The 18,882-nt window shown below is 53.2% G+C and carries 19 protein-coding genes; 11 read left to right on the plus strand and 8 right to left on the minus strand.

The genetic code is table 11. From position 1 onward, the window contains the following. The first annotated feature begins 104 nt into the window (after positions 1-104). The 7 genes from MYB54_RS19815 to MYB54_RS19845 all read left to right on the plus strand — a co-directional run bounded on the left by MYB54_RS19815 (position 105) and on the right by MYB54_RS19845 (position 6,230). A complete protein-coding gene (locus tag MYB54_RS19815) occupies positions 105-1,655 on the plus strand; it encodes a BglG family transcription antiterminator (protein WP_248721270.1) in 1,551 nt (516 codons plus the stop codon). Positions 1,656-1,703: 48 nt separating this feature from the next. Next, the gene (locus MYB54_RS19820; RefSeq protein WP_010280230.1) at positions 1,704-2,183 is read left to right on the plus strand and encodes a PTS sugar transporter subunit IIA; all 480 of its coding nucleotides are present in this window, start codon (positions 1,704-1,706) and stop codon (positions 2,181-2,183) included. 13 nt (positions 2,184-2,196) lie between these two features. Next, a complete protein-coding gene (locus MYB54_RS19825; RefSeq protein WP_039499687.1) occupies positions 2,197-2,511 on the plus strand; it encodes a PTS fructose transporter subunit IIB in 315 nt (104 codons plus the stop codon). A 25-nt stretch (positions 2,512-2,536) separates the two neighbouring features. Next, a complete protein-coding gene (locus MYB54_RS19830) occupies positions 2,537-3,628 on the plus strand; it encodes a PTS fructose transporter subunit IIC (protein WP_010280227.1) in 1,092 nt (363 codons plus the stop codon). A gap of 11 nt (positions 3,629-3,639) precedes the next feature. After that, positions 3,640-4,491, plus strand: coding sequence for a class II fructose-bisphosphate aldolase (locus MYB54_RS19835; protein ID WP_248721271.1), 852 nt, complete (start codon positions 3,640-3,642; stop codon positions 4,489-4,491). 89 nt (positions 4,492-4,580) lie between these two features. Beyond that, complete coding sequence (locus MYB54_RS19840; RefSeq protein WP_039524255.1) at positions 4,581-5,444, plus strand: ketose-bisphosphate aldolase; 864 nt, start codon at positions 4,581-4,583, stop codon at positions 5,442-5,444. A 204-nt stretch (positions 5,445-5,648) separates the two neighbouring features. Beyond that, positions 5,649-6,230 (plus strand): NAD(P)H-dependent oxidoreductase, encoded by a 582-nt coding sequence (locus MYB54_RS19845; RefSeq protein ID WP_014913892.1) that lies wholly within the window; start codon positions 5,649-5,651, stop codon positions 6,228-6,230. Between the two features lie 40 nt (positions 6,231-6,270). Here MYB54_RS19845 and MYB54_RS19850 read toward each other — a convergent pair whose 3' ends face one another. Next, the gene (locus MYB54_RS19850; RefSeq protein ID WP_014913891.1) at positions 6,271-7,167 is read right to left on the minus strand and encodes a LysR family transcriptional regulator; all 897 of its coding nucleotides are present in this window, start codon (positions 7,165-7,167) and stop codon (positions 6,271-6,273) included. 155 nt (positions 7,168-7,322) lie between these two features. Continuing rightward, positions 7,323-8,063: a 3-oxoacyl-ACP reductase family protein gene (locus MYB54_RS19855; RefSeq protein ID WP_014913890.1), complete on the minus strand. Its 741-nt coding sequence runs from the start codon at positions 8,061-8,063 to the stop codon at positions 7,323-7,325. Positions 8,064-8,145: 82 nt separating this feature from the next. Between MYB54_RS19855 and MYB54_RS19860 the strand changes: the two genes are divergently transcribed. After that, the gene (locus tag MYB54_RS19860; RefSeq protein ID WP_014913889.1) at positions 8,146-8,805 is read left to right on the plus strand and encodes a TetR/AcrR family transcriptional regulator; all 660 of its coding nucleotides are present in this window, start codon (positions 8,146-8,148) and stop codon (positions 8,803-8,805) included. A 187-nt stretch (positions 8,806-8,992) separates the two neighbouring features. Here MYB54_RS19860 and parE read toward each other — a convergent pair whose 3' ends face one another. From parE to nudF, 5 genes are all read right to left on the minus strand, one after another. Then, entirely contained in the window at positions 8,993-10,888 is a 1,896-nt protein-coding gene (gene parE / locus MYB54_RS19865) for a DNA topoisomerase IV subunit B (protein WP_014913888.1), read from the minus strand. 83 nt (positions 10,889-10,971) lie between these two features. Beyond that, positions 10,972-11,553, minus strand: a complete 582-nt coding sequence (yqiA, locus tag MYB54_RS19870; protein WP_014913887.1) for an esterase YqiA — start codon at positions 11,551-11,553, stop codon at positions 10,972-10,974. After that, positions 11,553-12,380, minus strand: coding sequence for a 3',5'-cyclic-AMP phosphodiesterase (gene cpdA / locus MYB54_RS19875; protein ID WP_010297432.1), 828 nt, complete (start codon positions 12,378-12,380; stop codon positions 11,553-11,555). Before cpdA ends, yqiA begins: the two co-directional genes overlap by 1 nt. A gap of 107 nt (positions 12,381-12,487) precedes the next feature. After that, positions 12,488-12,919 carry a DUF1249 family protein gene (locus MYB54_RS19880; RefSeq protein ID WP_010280219.1) on the minus strand — a complete coding sequence of 144 codons (432 nt, stop codon included), beginning with the start codon at positions 12,917-12,919 and terminating at the stop codon, positions 12,488-12,490. A 4-nt stretch (positions 12,920-12,923) separates the two neighbouring features. After that, positions 12,924-13,556: an ADP-ribose diphosphatase gene (gene nudF / locus MYB54_RS19885; protein WP_014913885.1), complete on the minus strand. Its 633-nt coding sequence runs from the start codon at positions 13,554-13,556 to the stop codon at positions 12,924-12,926. A gap of 336 nt (positions 13,557-13,892) precedes the next feature. Between nudF and tolC the strand changes: the two genes are divergently transcribed. The 3 genes from tolC to MYB54_RS19900 all read left to right on the plus strand — a co-directional run bounded on the left by tolC (position 13,893) and on the right by MYB54_RS19900 (position 17,549). Further along, entirely contained in the window at positions 13,893-15,284 is a 1,392-nt protein-coding gene (gene tolC / locus MYB54_RS19890) for an outer membrane channel protein TolC (protein ID WP_180789026.1), read from the plus strand. Positions 15,285-15,702: 418 nt separating this feature from the next. Beyond that, positions 15,703-16,377 (plus strand): DUF1190 family protein, encoded by a 675-nt coding sequence (locus MYB54_RS19895; RefSeq protein ID WP_010280216.1) that lies wholly within the window; start codon positions 15,703-15,705, stop codon positions 16,375-16,377. A gap of 11 nt (positions 16,378-16,388) precedes the next feature. After that, positions 16,389-17,549 carry a glutathionylspermidine synthase family protein gene (locus MYB54_RS19900; protein WP_010297418.1) on the plus strand — a complete coding sequence of 387 codons (1,161 nt, stop codon included), beginning with the start codon at positions 16,389-16,391 and terminating at the stop codon, positions 17,547-17,549. Between the two features lie 259 nt (positions 17,550-17,808). Here the strand turns inward: MYB54_RS19900 and ygiD are convergent, their stop codons facing one another. Further along, positions 17,809-18,594: a 4,5-DOPA-extradiol-dioxygenase gene (gene ygiD / locus MYB54_RS19905; protein ID WP_039524247.1), complete on the minus strand. Its 786-nt coding sequence runs from the start codon at positions 18,592-18,594 to the stop codon at positions 17,809-17,811. Positions 18,595-18,882 lie beyond the last annotated feature (288 nt).

Below are 18,882 nucleotides of genomic sequence, written 5' to 3' on the forward strand. Positions count from 1 at the left end.
CATGCTATTTAAATAAACGTACAGAGAAAATAAAACAGGAAATTATTTAGAAAAAGTTATCAATTCGATAAGCATCAGAAAATCTAAAAATTCATGAGGGTAATATGATGCAGCCACTCACCTCTCGCCAGAACCGTTTATTGAAATATCTGTTACAACACCAGGGATATGTAACGGTTAAAGATATTGCACATTACCTGGATGTGTCGGAAAAAACTGTCTATCGTGATATGCAATTTGTTGAAGCCTTCCTTTCTGTCTGGAATATTTATCCAGACAAAAAGGTCGGTGCGGGAATCATGTTAACTACGGATGACGACCGACACCTCGCGTTGCTGGAACAGCAAATTGTCGTGGACGATGGGGACACCGATGCCCTAATCAACAATGCTCGTCGCGTCAAAATTGCCTCGCAGCTGTTAAGCGATACACCTCATGAAACGTCCATCAGCAAGCTGTCAGAACGCTATTTTATCAGCAGCGCCTCTATCGTTAACGATCTGAAAATCATCGAAAGCTGGCTACATCCACTGGGGCTGGCGCTGGTACGCAGTCAGAGCGGCACGCACATTGAAGGCAGTGAGAATCAGGTGCGTCAGGCGATGGCTTCTCTCATTAATGACGTAATGCACCATAAAGAGCCCGGCCCGCTTAGCCATTCTCGTCTCGACCCCGGCAGCTATAAGGCGCTGATTAATTATTTCGGTGAAGAAGACGTGTCCTTCGTCGAATCACTGTTACAAGGCATGGAGCAGCAGCTTTCTTATCCGCTCGGCGAGCCTTATTACATCAACATTTTCACGCATACCTTAATTATGATGCACCGGATTGCGCAGGGGAAAGCGTTAATGATGGCGGAAGAATCCGTTCACCAGCAGGTTGATAATCGCATCTTCTCTATCGCTCAAAACATGGTGAGCCAAATAGAGCAGCGGGTCGAGAGCACGCTGCCTTCTGATGAAGTCTGGTTCATTTATCAATATATTATTTCTTCGGGCATTGTGATGGAGGAGCGGGAAAATAACCAACTGCTGCGTTATCAATTCTCTAACGGTGAATCACGCAGAATTACGCGCGCCTTGACGCAGATATTTTCTGATTTAATCAATATCGACCTGCGCACGGATAAGTTATTACATGAAGGATTGCTTATTCACATTAAGCCGTTGCTGAACCGTTTAAAATACCAAATACATATTCGCAACCCGTTATTAGACGATATAAAAAGCGAATTTATCGATATTTATGAAATGACTCAGCAAGCCATGAGTGAAGTCTGTCAGCGGTTTCAATTAAAACCGGTCGCTGAGGATGAAGTCGGCTATCTAACCATTCATTTTCAAGCCGCGCTGGAACGCCAAATTGCGCATAAACGTATTCTGGTGGTGTGCTCCAGCGGCGTAGGGACGTCACACCTGTTAAAAAACCGTATTCTGCGCGCGTTTCCTGACTGGATTATTGTTGGCGTGATCTCGGCCAGCAATATGCAAACGTTTTGCCAGCAGGAAGAGATTGAGCTGATTATTTCCACGATTCATCTGGAAGAGCAACATATTCCTGTCATCTATGTTTCTGCCTTTTTTAACGACGATGACATTAAGCGCGTGACCGAAAAAGTTATCACTAATCAGCTGCATCAGGCCGTCCCTCACTGATTCTCGGCCGAACGTTAATTTTTTAATTTTATAGATGAGGTGTGCTCAATGGATATCAATAAAATACTGAATGCCAATCGCGTGAAGTTAAACATGTCCGCGACCAATAAAGATGAAGCCATTAATGAATTAACCGATCTGTTGTATGCCGATGGCGCTATTACCAATAAACAGGATTTTATTCACGACGTCTGGTTACGTGAAGCCGAAGGCTCAACCGGTTTTGAAAACCATATTGCGATCCCTCATGGGAAATCCTCCGCCGTCAAACAAACCACGCTCGCGATTGGCCGCACCCGTCAGGATATTCCCTGGGAGACACTGGACGGTAGCCAGGTTCGCTGCATTATTCTTTTTGCCGTGCGTCTGGAAGATCAGAACACGACACACATTCGCCTGCTGTCTCAGGTTGCCAGTGCACTGGCCGATGATGAGGTGATTGCTCAACTGCTGGACGAATCCGATCCCCATAAAATTATTCGGCTGTTTAGTCAGTACGCAGAAACAGCGCCCGTCACTCCGACATAAAACGAGGCTCAAAATGAATATTGTTTGTGTTGCCGCCTGCACGGCAGGCATTGCGCATACCTATATCGCACGCGAGAAACTCATTAAGGGTGCGAACGCCTTAAATTACACCATTAAAGTGGAAACCCAAGGCACCATTGGTACGGAGAATGAATTAACGCCCGAGGAGATAGCCGCAGCCGATGTCGTTATTTTGGCTATCGATATCAAAATAACAGGCGAAGAGCGATTTAAGGGTAAACCCGTCGTTCGAGTAAAAACGGAGGTCGTTATTAAATCTCCGATTAAATTTCTGGAAAAAGTCGCTAGTTCTTTAGCGGGTGCCTGAATATCTCAATTTCGGGGTAATAATTATGAACACCAGAAAAATCACCGTTGGACAGGAAATAAAACGGCATCTGCTTACCGGTATTTCCTGGATGATCCCGCTCATTGTCGCCGCCGGGATCTGTATTGCCCTCGGTCAGGTGATCGGCGGCCCGGATGTCGGCAAGCAAACCGGCAGCATCGCGTGGATGCTCAACCAGATCGGCGGTTGGGGCATGGGGCTGATTGTACCGCTCATCAGCGCCGCTATCGCTTACTCCATTGCCGACCGTCCCGGCTTCGCTCCCGGCCTGATCGTGGGCTTTATCTGCGGCCAGATTCAAACCGGGTTTATCGGCGGTATTCTCGGCGGCTTCTTAGTCGGCTACACCGTGCTACTGCTGCGTCGCTACATCAAACTGCCCACCTCGATGCAGGGGCTGATGCCCGTCATGATCCTGCCGCTGCTCAGCACCATTATCGCCGGGCTGCTGATGATGACGTTTATCGGCCAGCCCATTGTCTGGCTGCAAAAAGCGCTGATTCATCTGCTGGAATCCATGCAGGGCGGCTCGAAATTCCTGATGGGGGCGATTTTGGGGGCGATGGCAACCTTCGACTTCGGCGGACCGGTGAACAAGACGATGTCGCTCTTCGCCGATGGCATGCTGGTCGATGGCATCTACGGACCGGAAGCCGTCAAATTTGTCGGCTCAATGATTCCGCCTTTCGGCATCACGCTGTCCTTCCTGCTGACCCGCTACAAATACACCCGCGCTGAAAAAGAGGCGCTAAAAGCCGCCTTCCCGATGGGGATCTGCATGATTACCGAAGGGGTGATCCCGATTGCCGCACGCGACTTGTTCAGGGTGGTTGCCAGTTGCGTCGTCGCCTCGGCCATTGCGGGCGGGCTCATCATGGTCTGGGGCGTGGAGGCGCCCGTGCCACACGGCGGCATGTTTGTGGTTCCGCTGTTTACCAAGCCGCTGATGTTCTGCCTGGCGCTCGGTATCGGCACGGTCATCTGCGGCGTGATGCTGTCGCTGATTAAGAAACGTGTTACGCAGGCAGATGAAGAGTTCGACGACGTTGACGACAGCAGCGTGCGTGACGAAGACATTAAATTCACTCTCGAATAACAGGAGCCGCCATGTATGCCGCAATGAAAGCCCTCATTGATGACGCGTATCAACAGCAGTATGCCGTGCTCGCCATCAACTGTTTCAACCTGGAGACCGCCCGTGCGGCCATAACCGCCGCCGAGCAACAGCGTGCGCCGCTGATTCTTAATGTGTATCAGGGTCACTGCGCGCACTTTCCGCCGCATCTCGCGGTGCCGCTGGTCAAGGCGCTGGCCGAGCAAGCCACCGTTCCGGTGGTGCTCAGTCTGGATCACGGCACAGCTTTCAGCCTGATTGGTCAGGCGTTCCGCGCCGGTTTTACCGGACTGATGATCGATGCCTCCAGCCATCCATTGGCGGAAAACATCCTGCGCACAAAGCAGGTGGTCACCATCGCCGCAACCGCAGGCGTCTGTGTGGAAGGCGAGCTTGGGCATATCGCCGATGCGCCCGTCTACGACCTTGAGGATGCCACGGTGAAAATGACACAGGTGGAAGACGTCGTTCCCTTTATCCGCCAAACCGGTATCGACCTGCTTGCCGTGTCGGTCGGCACCGCCCATGGCATTTATCCACCGGGGGTGACGCCACGGATTGATTTTGAGCGTCTCGAAGCCCTGCATCGGGAATCGACCGTGCCGCTGGCGCTGCACGGCGGTAGCGGCACCAAGGCCGACGATATTCGCCGCGTCAGCCGTCACGGCGTCGCCAAAATCAACGTTGGCGCGGCCGTTTTTGAGGCAGGCAAAACGGCATTGCAACAGGCGCTGCATCAGCACCCAACGACAGAACTGTCCGACCTGCTGGCGACGATGGAATCCGCCTGCTGCGATGCGGTCGCCGATTATCTCAGTTGGTCCGGCTCCGCCAACCAAGCCTGACCGTTCGCCCTTTACCGACTTTCGCCATCAGTGGTTTTCCACTGGTACAGGAACGCTTTGCCCTTTATTCGACACAGGAGAGACATAACATGTTGATTTCAATGACCGATATCCTTAAGCCCACGCGTGAACACCGCTTCGCTATCGGCGCCTTTAACGTGGCCGACAGCTGCTTTATCCGCGCCGTAGTGGAAGAAGCCGAAGCAACAAATACCCCAGCCATTATCTCTATCCACCCGAGCGAGCTGGAATTCGTGACCGATGAGTTCTTCGCCTATGTGCGAGAAAGAACGTTGCGCAGCCCCGTGCCATTTGTCATTCACCTCGATCATGGCGCGTCGATTGCACACGTTCTGCGCGCCATTCAGTGTGGATTTACCTCCGTGATGATCGACGGTTCGCTGCTGCCTTATGAAGAGAACGTGGCGCTTACGACCGAAGTGGTGAAACTGGCGCATGCCGTTGGCGTTTCCGTGGAGGGGGAATTAGGCACGATTGGCGATACTGGCACCACGATAGAAGGCGGCGTCAGCAAAGTGATCTACACCGACCCCGAGCAGGCAGAAGATTTCGTCAACCGGACGGGCGTTGATACGTTAGCCGTCGCTATCGGCACCGCGCACGGCATCTATCCCAAAGACCTGAAGCCAGAGCTGCAAATGCATATCCTGCGGGATATCTCGCAGCGGGTCTCGATTCCGCTCGTCCTGCACGGCGGTTCCGCCAACCCGGACGCCGAAATTGCCGAAGCGGTAACGCTTGGCGTAGGCAAAATCAATATCTCCAGCGACATGAAATTCGCCTATTTCCAGAAAGCGCGGGAAATCCTCAGCCGTGAAACCTGGTGGGACCCGAATGCCATCTATCCGGAACCGATTAAGGCGGCAAAAGAGGTGATTCGCTACAAAATGGCGCTCTTCGGTTCGACAGGCAAAGCCACCTTATACCGATAGCTGCGCCACACGATCTGAACAAGGCAAGGGAAGGATGCTCTTGCCTTTTACCCCACCCACATTATTTCAATATGGCGTCATTCTGCTTCTTGATTATTGATATTCAGTCAACAGTGTTATGCGCTAGCGCACATTTTTCTGCACTGCTCTCTGCTCTAGACTACGCCCAACATCTTCGTTGATAACCGATTCGAGAGCAGACCTATGCAAAACATTTTGCTGATTGACGCAGGCAAATCATTCGCTCACTCCAAAGGTGAGTTGAACCATACCCTTACCGATGTCGCCGCCAGTTTCCTACGCGATAAAGGTCACGACGTGCGCGTGACGGTCGTGGACAGCGGCTACGATATTGAACAGGAAATTCAGAACTACCTGTGGGCAGACACCATCATTTACCAAATGCCGGGATGGTGGATGGATACGCCATGGATCCTGAAGAAATATATCGATGAGGTATTTACCGCCGGTCACGGTTCGCTTTATGCCAGCGATGGCCGCAGCCGTTCGGATGCCAGCAAGAAATACGGTTCGGGTGGGCTGCTACAAGGCCGGAAATACATGCTGTCTCTAACGTGGAATGCACCGCTGGAGGCCTTCAACGATCCCGAACAGTTCTTCCACGGTGTGGGCGTGGACGGCGTGTATCTGCCGTTCCATAAAGCGAACCAGTTCATCGGGTTATCGCCACTGCCGACCTTCATCTGCAATGATGTGATAAAGGCACCGGACGTGCCAGCTTATCTTGCAAATTACCGTCAGCATCTGGACGAACACGTTGCCTAATCGGTATTAGGCTCGCTTCCCTACCACTGTGGGTCACGCCTCACAGCGGATTCTCCGTGAGTTTTTCGCTCATGAAATCCAGAAAACAGGTAATGCGCGCCGCCAATTGGCTATTGCGATAATACACCGCGTAAACCGGCAGGCTGGCGTCCACCGTCTCCTCAGTGAGGATCGGTACCAGCCTCCCCGCCGCCAAATCGTCCCCGATCAGGAAGGTAGACATACGCATAATCCCTTCACCTTGCAACGCAAGCTGACGCAAGATCTCACCGTTTGAGGCTGATAGTACTGGCTTGATGGTATAGAAGTCCTGAAGCCCATGCCGCAGCGGCCAGTGATTCAGCGACTCCGACTGGGTAAACCCCAGACAAAGATGATCGGCCAATGACTCGACCGTCTTGGGCGTACCATTCTGCTGTAGATATTCAGGACTAGCGACAATACGCAGCTTGCTTGCACCGAGCAGCCGGGCATGAATGGTGGAATCTTTGAGCGTACCGATGCGAATGGCGATATCGGTATGCTGCTCAAGCAAATCAATAATGAAATCGTCAGTGTTGAGTTCAAGAACGATCTTGGGATAGCGGCGGCGGAATTCCGGCACCAGAGGCACGATCACATGCTGCATAAATGCCGAACCCGAGTTGATTCGCAGCCGTCCGCTCGGTTGCTCATGGCGCAGTAACACCTGTTCTTCGGCATGCTCTACGGCGTGAATCACACCACGGGCGTGCTCAAGAAACATCGTGCCTTCTTCGGAAAGGGAGAGGCGTCGCGTGGTACGATGCAACAGCGTCGTCCCCAGCTTGTCTTCCAGACGCCGCAGCGCCCGGCTGATGCCCGACGTGGTTTGCCCAAGCTGTTCCGCTGCCGCCGTGATCGAACCGGTGTCGATCACCACCACAAAAGCCTGAAGTTCCTCAAGCGTGACTTTCATAAGCGCGTACACCTGCCGTCGATTCGGTCTTCACCAAGCGTTATCGTGTACTTGCATCATACCGCAGTCACCTGTAAATGACTGCCACCGTCCGAACATCATCCTGCCAAAGCGGCTTATCCACCCCGGCAAGATGAAACAGGATAAAGATCGCGTTAGGCGTTAGATCCGCCATCCACTGTGATCCCGGTTCCCGTAATTTGTCGCGCAGCCGGGCTCGCCAGAAACGCAACCGCTGCCGCAATGTCTTCAGGCTTGCCATAATGACCCAGTGCGATCGACGAACGCTGTGCCTCTGAATACTCGCCGTCAGCCGGATTCATGTCCGTATCGGTTGACCCCGGATGCACCAGATTCACGGTGATACCATTCGGCCCCAGCTCACGCGCCAGCCCGCGGGTGAAAGAAAGTAACGCCGATTTGGACATCGCGTAGACCGACATTCCCGGCATAGGAACACGCTCGGCGACACTCGACCCTATCGAGATAATACGACCACCCTGACCTAAATGCGGGATAGCCGCTTGCGATGCCAGCACCACGGCACGCACATTCACGTTCAGCGTGTCATCAATGTCAGCAAGGCTCAGTTGCGACAGCATGCCGCCGCGAGCAATCCCGGCGTTATTGACGAGAATATCCAGACCGCCCAACGCGTCTGCGGCCTCGTTCACCGAGCGCACAACGGCTTCAGCGTCCGCGCTATCGGCCTTTATCGCGAAGGCACGGCGGCCTTTTGCTTCAATCGCCCGCACCACGTCCAATGCCCGTGCCTCAGAGTTCTGGTAGGTGATCGCCACATCTGCGCCTTTTTCCGCCAGTTCAAGCGCAATGGCCGCACCAATACCGCGAGATGCGCCAGTCACCAGCGCTTTTTTACCTGCAAGTTCAGTCATCGCTTACCCTATTTTGTAGTGATTGATATATAATTTTATAAACGCCCTCTGGGTAACCGTCAATTCATTTATGTAACGAACGATGCAGAATTCATTTACGCCTAAAAACATCGCAACGGAGCGTCCCGCTAAAGGGCGACCACGGGCGTTCGATCGCGAAAAAGCGCTGGAAAAGGCAACACGCCTTTTCTGGCACAAGGGCTTTTCCGCTACCTCTATGTCCGATCTCACCGCCGCAATGGGGATCGGTTCGCCCAGCCTGTATGCCGCGTTTGGGTCAAAAGAGGAACTGTACGCCGAAGCGGTTCGCTACTACGCCGAACACTATGGCCCACGCGTCTGGGCGGGTTTCGATAGCGCTCAGACGGTTCGTGACGCCGTTCAGGCCTACCTGATGGATTCAGCCGCAGCGCTCACCGGCGCGAACGGCTCAGACGATCCTCCCGGCTGCATGCTGGTGCTGTCCGCCGTCGGCGAAGAGGGAAATGCCACCCTTGGCGCTATCGTGCGGGATGCGCGCGCGCAGGCGCTGAAAAAGCTAGAAACACGCTTTGAGCAAGCTGTGTCTGAGGGGGAATTGGACGCCGCGCTGAACGTTAACGGACTGGCGCGCTATGTTCTCGCGATACAGGGCGGAATGGTGCTGCAATCACGCGATGGCACCAGCCGCACAGAACTTGAGAATATCGTTCAATACGCCCTGTCAGGATGGGATGCGCAGGTGAGATGTGAGAAACGTTGAGCCGCAGTGGTTAACCGGCATCGTAAAGAAAACGACAGAATCAGACGAATAGGCTTAAGGATAAGTGGCAAGGTCGTCTGCTGATTTGCTGAGAACTGAAAAGAAGAAAGCTGGCTGTATCATGAGCCTTTTCGCTCACCATACAGCCAGCTTGTCATTTTTTGTTTAGCTAATGCAGAGTCGGCAGTTAGACCTCGATCTCCGCCTTGTCGCCCTTCTCTTGCAGCCAGTTGCGGCGATCTTCAGAACGTTTCTTCGCTAGCAGCATATCCATCATCGCCATCGTCTGATCGACATCGTCTTCGTTGATGGTCAACTGCACCAGACGGCGAGTGTTGGGATCCAGCGTGGTTTCACGCAGCTGTAGCGGGTTCATTTCGCCCAGACCTTTAAAGCGCTGTACGTTAGGCTTGCCTTTCTTGCGCTTAAGCTGTTCCAGCACGCCCGCTTTTTCCTCTTCGTCCAGCGCGTAGTACACCTCTTTGCCCAGATCGATACGGTACAACGGCGGCATGGCAACATAAACGTGCCCACCCTGAACCAGTGCCCGGAAATGGCGGACAAACAGCGCGCACAGCAGCGTCGCAATGTGCAGACCATCGGAATCCGCATCCGCCAGAATACAGATCTTGCCGTAACGCAGTTGGCTGAGATCGGCGCTGTCAGGATCGATACCGATCGCGACTGAAATATCGTGTACTTCCTGCGACGCCAGAACCTCATCGGAGGACACTTCCCAGGTATTCAGGATCTTACCTTTTAGTGGCATGATCGCCTGGAATTCACGCTCGCGCGCCTGCTTCGCCGACCCGCCCGCCGAATCCCCTTCCACCAGGAACAGCTCCGTCCGGTTGAGATCCTGCGAGGTACAATCCGCCAGTTTGCCAGGCAGTGCAGGCCCGCTGGTCAGCTTTTTACGCACCACTTTTTTAGCGGCGCGCATACGGCGCTGAGCACTGGAAATCGCCAGCTCGGCCAACTGCTCCGCAGCCTGTACGTTCTGATTCAGCCACAGGCTGAAAGCGTCTTTCACAACGCCGGACACAAACGCGGCGCACTGGCGAGAAGAGAGACGTTCTTTGGTCTGCCCGGCAAACTGCGGTTCCTGCATTTTGACCGACAGCACGTAAGCACAGCGCTCCCAGATGTCATCTGCGCTCAGCTTCACGCCGCGCGGCAGAATGTTGCGGAATTCGCAGAATTCACGCATCGCATCCAGCAAGCCTTGGCGCAGGCCGTTAACGTGCGTCCCGCCCATTGGCGTCGGGATGAGGTTAACGTAGCTTTCCATCAGCAGCTCACCGCCTTCCGGCAGCCAGAGCAGCGCCCAGTCTACGGCTTCCGTATCGCCAGTAATCGACCCCAGAAACGGTTTTTCCGGCAGCGTGATCAGGCCATTTACCGCCTCGCACAGGTAGTCATTCAGGCCATCCTGATAGCACCAGCGCTGCTCGGTGTTGTTAACTTTATCTTTGAAGATGATTTCTACACCGGGACATAAGACCGCTTTGGCCTTCAGCAGGTGCGTCAAACGGGAGACGGAAAAACGGGGGCTGTCGAAGAACTTTTCATCCGGCCAGAAATGCACGCGCGTTCCGGTGTTACGACGTCCGCAGGTGCCGGTTACGGTGAGTTCCTGCACTTTATCGCCGTTTTCAAACGCGATGTCGTACACCTGACCATCGCGCTTAACGGTAACTTCGACGCGGGTAGACAGGGCGTTCACCACGGAAATCCCTACGCCGTGCAAGCCGCCCGAGAACTGGTAGTTTTTACCGGAAAATTTACCGCCTGCGTGCAGACGACACAGGATCAGTTCAACGGCGGGTACGCCTTCTTCCGGGTGGATATCCACCGGCATCCCACGACCGTCATCAATGACTTCCAGCGACTGATCGGCGTGCAGAATCACATCAATTCGGCGTGCATGACCCGCCAGCGCTTCATCAACGCTGTTATCTATGACCTCTTGTCCCAGATGGTTAGGACGCGTGGTATCGGTGTACATTCCCGGACGACGGCGCACCGGTTCCAGTCCGCTGAGTACTTCAATCGCATCAGCGTTATAACTTGATTGAGCCATAGTTTGCGTTAATTCTTTGAGTTCAGTGAATGGTGTTTAACGAACCGCTTTCGGCGGATCGTTTTTCAATCATAGGTGACGATTCAGTCTGTCGTGAGCCCTAAAAAATTCACAATCGGTGCGAAAAAGTGCTCAAATCCGACAAAGGCATGATTGCCCCCTGACTCCACAGTTTGACGGCAGGCCGTGTAATACGCGACTGCCTGACGATAGTCCAGAACCTCATCCCCTGTCTGCAACAGCAGCCAGAGCAAATCCGGCGATTCCAGTCGGTCAACCTGCATGACCTTCAGATCGTAAACGTGCCGAGACTCTAGCACATATTTTTCACCGGTGTAGGGGTTCTGATATTCGCCCAGATGGTCCAGCAACAGTTCAAACGGCTTCACCGCAGGGTTCACCACCACGGCAGGCAGCATAAAACACTGGGATAGCCAGGTGGCATAATAACCACCGAGGGAAGAGCCCACAATACCCACCGGACGGCCGGCCCGCTCCATAATCAGCGACTCCATCATCTCAGCCGCCTCCGACGGATACGGTGGAAGCTGTGGAATCACCATATCGATTTCAGGATGCTGCTCTGCCAGCCACGTTTGCAGAGCCGTCGCTTTTGCCGACTGTGGCGTACTGTTGAAGCCGTGCAGATAAATAAGCGTTGGCATTAGTAACCGTCCGAATCCATGTCAGGCAGGAATTCGCTGCCTGAAAGACGATAGACCTCGGTTTCCAGACGGCCATCCGGCAGCAGGTCCAGATAGCGCCAGCCCGGCGCCACGTCATCAATGGTGAAGTTAGTGCAGTGCGGTTTGAACTGTACGCAGGTCGACGGCGTGGCCAGCAAGCGGCGGCCGTGCCAGTCAAAATCCATCTCCTGATGAATATGACCACACAGCACGGTGTTCACCTGTGGATAGCGATCCAGCACCGCAGACAGATTATGCGCGTTACGCAAGCTATGCTGATCGAGCCAGGTACAGCCAGAAGGATGCGGGTGATGATGCAGCAGCAGCAGCGTAAAGCGATCGGGCTGACTTTTCAGACTGCGCTCCAGCCATTCAAGCTGGTATTCGCTCAGCTCGCCGTGTGGGACACCGAACACCTGACTGTCCAACAGGATGATTTGCCACTTGTCACCCAGCAGCACATGCTTGGACGGCGCAATACCGGCGTCAGCCAGCGCATCGACCATCGCCGGTTGGAAATCGTGGTTACCCGGAAGCCATACGCAAGGTGCGGGGATCTGCGCAATCCCGCGTGAGAAATGGTGGTAGGCTTGCAGCGTGTGATCCTGCGCTAAATCGCCCGTCGCGACGATCAAATCAAACGCATCCTGCCGAGCCTTGATGGCATTCAGCACAGCGTGATAGCTACGATAGGTGTTGATACCCAGCAAGGTTTCATGCTCGCCCGCAAAAAGATGGGTATCTGTTATTTGTAAAATCCTGACTCTGGCGCCACTCGCCACAGGCAGTGTCAACAGGCTTTCCAAATGGTGTCCTTGGTTACGTAAATCTGTCTCTACCCGTCATCTTTCAAATTGCAGAATACGCTGCCTTCCCTTGTTGGCTCGACTGTCGCCGTCCTGCGTCTTGAAATCTATTGGGTATCAAAAACCGGTATCGACATCGAACCATACGCCAAACAATACTTTAGCCAATCAGCAAGAAACTGATTAATTTGATGCTTTTCGTCACGTTGATGCAACTTCTTATTAGGATAATCATAACGTGCTTTGAAGCGAAAGATCTGCTGGCTGGCACACACTTCCGCAACCAACGCATCATGATACAATCTAACGCTCATCATTGGCAGGCTCCAGTAGCTGACAGTGGGCGCTGTCTGCTTAATTTCCACCAATGAGGTATAGCGAGTAGACTCAAGAATCGTCAGTTGATAGACCGCATTATTGACGTGATAAACCGCGATTTCACCGACTTCATCAATTTTTGGCAGCAAACGCCGCAATTGCATGAAGTTGGTTTCACATAGCCTCATCATGGCCGGGAAATCCGGAGTATAACGTTTCATAAATTCAATCCACCCACTCACGTTTCAGTTCTTCATGGTGCAACGCCAACCATTGCAAGGCAATGACAGACGCGGCGTTATCAACGATGCCTTCTTCAACCCATTGATAACTTTGTTTACGGCTCACCACATGTACGCGGATATCTTCATTCTCTTCCGCCAGACCGTGAATACCTTTCGCCGTACGCGTATCCACCTCGCCCACGATCACCGCCAGACGCTCGCTGGTGCCGCCGGGGCTAGCGAGATAGTTGATTATCGGTCGGCAACGGCCAACCCTTAATCCGGCTTCTTCCTGTGCTTCGCGCCGCGCCACTTCTTCGTGGCTTTCTCCTGGCTCAATCATGCCAGCCACCAGCTCAAACAGCCAGGGAGACGCGCTGGTGTCATAGGCCGCAATGCGAATCTGTTCGATTAATACCACTTCATCACGCACCGGATCGTAAGGCAGCAACACTACGGCATGGCCGCGTTCGAAGATCTCACGGCTGACCTCATCGCTCATACCGCCATTAAACAGGCGATGACGGAAACGGTAACGCTCCAGCGAAAAAAAACCGTCGTACAGCGTTTCGCGTGCAATAATTTCTACATCATCTTTGGTGAAAGTAACCGGACCGGATGCGGAAGACGACATAACTGCACTCCTGTAACAAGTATTAATGGAATCCGGTATTGTATGGCGGAATCCGCTGTCATTATACTCATCATTGTTTTTGAACGCTTATTAGGCGTGACGTCGGCCAAGTGAGGGGGTTCTCACCCATCGCATCACTTTTCGGTGCCTTACTGAACAGCAAAACGCCGCACTGAATCATCCAACAGGTCGATTTACCTGACCTTGTGGACATATTCCGCTGAAAGATGGCACGTTCAGCTACCTTATCCTATTGGCAGATTCTGATAGAATCGACAATTATTCGTCTACAGACAGCGCTACCATAGCGAGATTGCTGCACAACAAGGAATGCAAATGAAGAAATTGCTCCCTCTTCTGATTGGTCTGAGCCTGGGCGGTTTTAGCGCCATGAGTCAGGCGGAAAACCTGTTACAAGTCTACCAGCAGGCAAAAAGTACCAACCCTGATTTACGCAGCTCTGCGGCAACCCGCGACGCCGCGTTTGAAAAAATTAACGAATCACGTAGCCCGTTACTGCCGCAGTTGGGAATCAACGCCGGTTATACCTATAACAAAGGTTACCGTGACAGCAATGGCGTCAACAACAACGAGAAAAGCGCGACATTGCAGTTAACCCAGACGCTGTTCGACATGTCCAAATGGCGTGCGCTGACGTTGCAGGAAAAACAAGCGGGGATTGAAGACGTCACCTATCAGACAGCTCAGCAAAACCTGATGCTGAACACGGCGACCGCCTATTTCAACGTCCTGCGTGCTATTGACTCGCTGTCCTACATCAATGCGCAAAAGCAGGCGATTTATCGCCAGTTGGATCAGACAACACAGCGCTTCAACGTGGGTCTGGTTGCGATTACCGACGTCCAGAACGCCCGGGCTCAGTATGACAGCGTGCTGGCAAATGAAGTGCTGACCCGCAATACGCTGGATAACGCGTTGGAATCCCTGCGTCAGATCACCGGAAATTTCTACCCACATCTGGCCGGCCTGAACATCGAGCGTTTCTCTACCCAGAAACCGGAAGCGGTTAATAACCTGCTGAAAGAAGCGGAAAATCGCAACCTGAACCTGTTGTCCGCACGTTTGAGCCAGGATTTGGCACGTGAGCAGATTCGCTCCGCCGAAACAGGCTATATGCCAACGCTGGATCTCACCGCGTCAACAGGGGTGAGCGATACTCGTTACTCCGGTTCACGGACGAATAGCGGCAACTTCAACGACACCGACGCCGGGCAACACCGAGTTGGCATTAACTTCACTCTGCCACTGTATAGCGGTGGCGCGACCAACTCTCAGGTGAAACAGGCGCAGCACAGCTACGTCAGCGCCAGCGAACTGCTGGAAAGTGCACACCGTTCTGTTATCCAAACGGTACGTTCATCGTTTAACAATATTTCCGCGTCTATCAGCAGCATCAACGCTTACAAACAGGCTGAAGTGTCTGCACAAAGCTCTCTGGATGCGATGGAAGCAGGCTATCAGGTCGGTACGCGTACCATCGTTGACGTCCTGGATGCCACCACTACGCTGTATAACGCCAAACAGCAGCTCTCCAGCGCACGTTATGATTACCTGATCAATCAGTTAAACATCAAATCCGCGCAGGGCACGCTGAATGAAGCCGATCTGCAGGCGCTGAATGCGTCACTGGGTCAGCCGGTTTCAACGACGCCGACCGTAACCGACAACACAGCTCCGCTGGCAACAACTGCCTCGGCGCAGCGTTAATCGGTAGCCGCGCTTACACGCATCAAATACAGGGGAACCACGGTTCCCCTTTTTCATACCTGTCTCTTTTCCACAAAATAACGCAACTGTACCAGAACACAGGCACCACCTTCTTTCGCCATAAAGCGAAACGTTGCACGACTTAGAGCCTATCCCAGTAGGCGTTATTGGTGCAGCCAGTTTGGACGCGGACAGCGCGCAGAAACCGGAGCGTACACGTAGTACGTGAGGATTTCGAGCACTGCCCAGGTTCAAAATGGCAAACGAAATAGCCCTAATGGGATAGGTTCTTAATGTATAGCAACGTAAAGACACCTCCCGTTACACCTATTGCCGCTTTAAATTCAAGCAGCGTTCCCCTATTCTTAGGCACACTTATTTGTTATTGGCCGTGATGCTTTGCTCTGGGATAAACACGATGAAACGTACAAAAAATATTAATCAGGAAACGTTCCGCAAGGAATGGCGGACGCACCGTCTGGCACCTGTTGCTTTGGCCGTCAGCGCCGTATTTTTCCTCGCGGGCTGCGAGCAAACTGATGAAACCGTCTCCCTCTACCAGAATGCGGATGACTGTTCTTCTGCTAACCCGTCAATGGCTGCCCAGTGCACCACTGCATACAATAATGCGTTAAAAGAAGCAGAAAAAACGGCACCGAAATACGCAACAAAAGAAGACTGCGTAGCAGAATTCGGCGAAGCGCAGTGTACTCAAACGCCTGCACCGGCACAGGCCGGTATGGCAGCAGAATCTCAACAGGGCGGCGGTATGTCCTGGATGCCGTTGATGGCCGGTTACATGATGGGCCGAATGATGGGTGGCGGTGCCGGTTTCGCACAGCAGCCGCTGTTCAGTCCAAAAACGCCAGCCAGCCCGGCCAATGGCCAGTTCGTTGATGCCGCTGGTAAAAACTATGGCAACGCGACAACAGGCCGCACGATGACCGTGCCGAAAACCGCACTGGCACCGAAGCCTGCAACGACCTCAACCATCACGCGTGGTGGCTTTGGTGAAACCGTCGCGAAACAAAACAGCATGCAGCGCAGCAGCGCCAGTTCAAGTTCCAGCTCTTCCCGTAGCATGGGCGGCTGAGGACGTATTAGATGAAGCGGATAGATATTACAGCGCGTCCTGACTGGCAGGAAAAAGCCACCGAATTTGGTTTTCGTTTCCACACCATGTATGGCGAGCCCTACTGGAGCGAAGAGGCTTACTACCAGTTCACACTTGCCCAGATCGAAGAGCTGGAAGAAGCCACCGCCGAGCTGCACCAGATGTGTCTGCAGGTGGTGGAAAAAGTCGTCAACAGCGACGCGCTGCTCGCCAAATTCCGAATTCCTAAACACACCTGGGAATTCGTCAGACATTCATGGCGTACCAATCAGCCTTCGCTGTATTCACGCCTCGATCTGGCGTATGACGGCAAATCTCCAGCCAAGCTGCTGGAGAACAATGCGGATACACCGACGTCGCTGTACGAAGCGGCCTTTTTCCAATGGCTCTGGCTGGAAGATCAAATCAACGCCGGAAATCTGCCGCAGAATTCAGACCAGTACAACAGCATTCAGGAAAAGCTGATCGAACGCTTTGAAGAGCTAAAGCTCAATCACGGCTTCGGCCTGCTGCACTTCGCCTGCTGTCAGGATACGGAAGAAGATCGCGGCACGGTGCAATACCTTCAAGATTGCGCGCTGGAAGCCGGTCTGCCGAGCGAGTTTCTGTACATTGAGGAAATTGGCCTCGGTGAGAAAGGCCAGTTTACCGACCCTGAAAATCAGGTAATTGGTAATCTGTTCAAGCTGTATCCGTGGGAGTTCATGCTGCGCGAGATGTTTTCCACCAAGCTGGAAGATGCCGGCGTGCGCTGGTTGGAACCGGCCTGGAAAAGCATTATTTCCAATAAAGCGTTGCTGCCAATGCTGTGGGAAATGTTCCCAAACCACCCCAACCTGCTTCCTGCCTATTTCGCGGAAGATGAACACCCTGAACTAGACAGCTACGTCATTAAGCCGCTGTTTTCACGCGAAGGGGCGAACATCCAGATCGTCGAAAATGGCAAAGAGATTGCGTCAGCCGATGGCCCTTACGGCGAAGAAGGGATGATCGTCCAGCAGTACCATCAACTGCCAAAATTCGGCGACAGCTACACGCTGATTGGTAGCTGGCTGGTAAACGATCAACCTTGTGGTATCGGCGTACGTGAAGATCGCGCCCTGATCACTCAGGATCTCTCGCGCTTCTATCCGCATACCATTCTGGATTAAGCAGAAAAATATACTCTAAATAATTCGAGTTGCATGGCGGCGGCAAGAGAAGGCATCCCGATGAGCTTACTCAGGTAAGTGATTCGGGTGACAAATCTGCCGGGAGCAGATTTGAACGCTGCTTGCAGCGGCCCTTTAGGGCGAGGCCCACGACGGGCCGAGTATTTAAGCGCAGCCAACATACATGCAGCTTGAAGTATGACGAGTATAGAAGGCACGGTGAAGACCGTGCCTTCTCATTTCTGCCACCAAAAGCGGATTATCCCACCTGCACCGACAGCATACTCAGCGAACCCATTTCAAGCCCATCGACCGGAATGCCGATCGCCTCTTTACCGTCCCAGCTTCCCAGCACATAGAGCAGCGGGAAATAGTGATCGGGCGTCGGGTTGGATAATGCGGCACCCTCATGCTGCATAAAATTAACCAGCGGGTGGTCGTCGCCCTGATAAGTCAGGTTATCACGCACAAATTGATTGAACGAAATGGCCCACGGATACGGCTCAGCGTCACCGTCCCATTTCACCATCCGCAGGTTATGCACGACGTTGCCACTCGCCACAATCATGAAGCCTTCATCACGCAGGGCTGCCAGCTTGCGCCCTAATTCGTAGTGATACGCGGCAGGCTGCGTACCGTCCACGCTCAGTTGCACAACGGGAATATCCGCATCGGGATACATCTTGATCAGCACACCCCAGGAGCCGTGATCCAAACCCCATTGGCTTTGATCGGCGGTAACGGGATACGGAGCCAGCACCTGCTGAATTCTCGCCGCCAATTCAGGAGAACCGGGTGCCGGATACTGGGTATCAAACAGCGCCTGCGGGAAGCCGCCAAAATCATGGATGGTGCGCGGGTTTTCCATTGCCGTCACAGCCGTACCACGGGTATACCAGTGGGCAGAAACCGCGATAATCGCCTTCGGACGCGGTAGCGTCTCACCCAGCGTTTGCCATGCCTGCGTATACACATTGTTTTCCAACACGTTCATCGGGCTACCGTGGCCGAGGAACAGTGCAGGCATCCGGGAAGTGTTGTTCATAGTCATATCCTCTGAAAGATGTCAGCGAGCGTGCAGCCGCACACGATGGCCTTACTTTACGCGCTTTATGACACAGAAAAAGTCAGAGTTATGTGATGGAGAACATCAATTAATTTGAAAGGTATGGCATACATGGCAGGATGAAAGAAAAAGCCTCCCGCCGAAGCGAGGTTTTATGATGAAGGGCGTTGACCGTTAAGCCGCGTTCTTTCATAAAAAGCGTCGTGGACAGTCATTCATCTTGCCTACCCCATAAAGCAAAACCCCGCCGAAGCGGGGTTTTATGAT

Origin of the sequence: Pectobacterium nicotianae, from assembly GCF_023272715.1 — a bacterium.
Lineage (GTDB): Bacteria > Pseudomonadota > Gammaproteobacteria > Enterobacterales > Enterobacteriaceae > Pectobacterium > Pectobacterium brasiliense.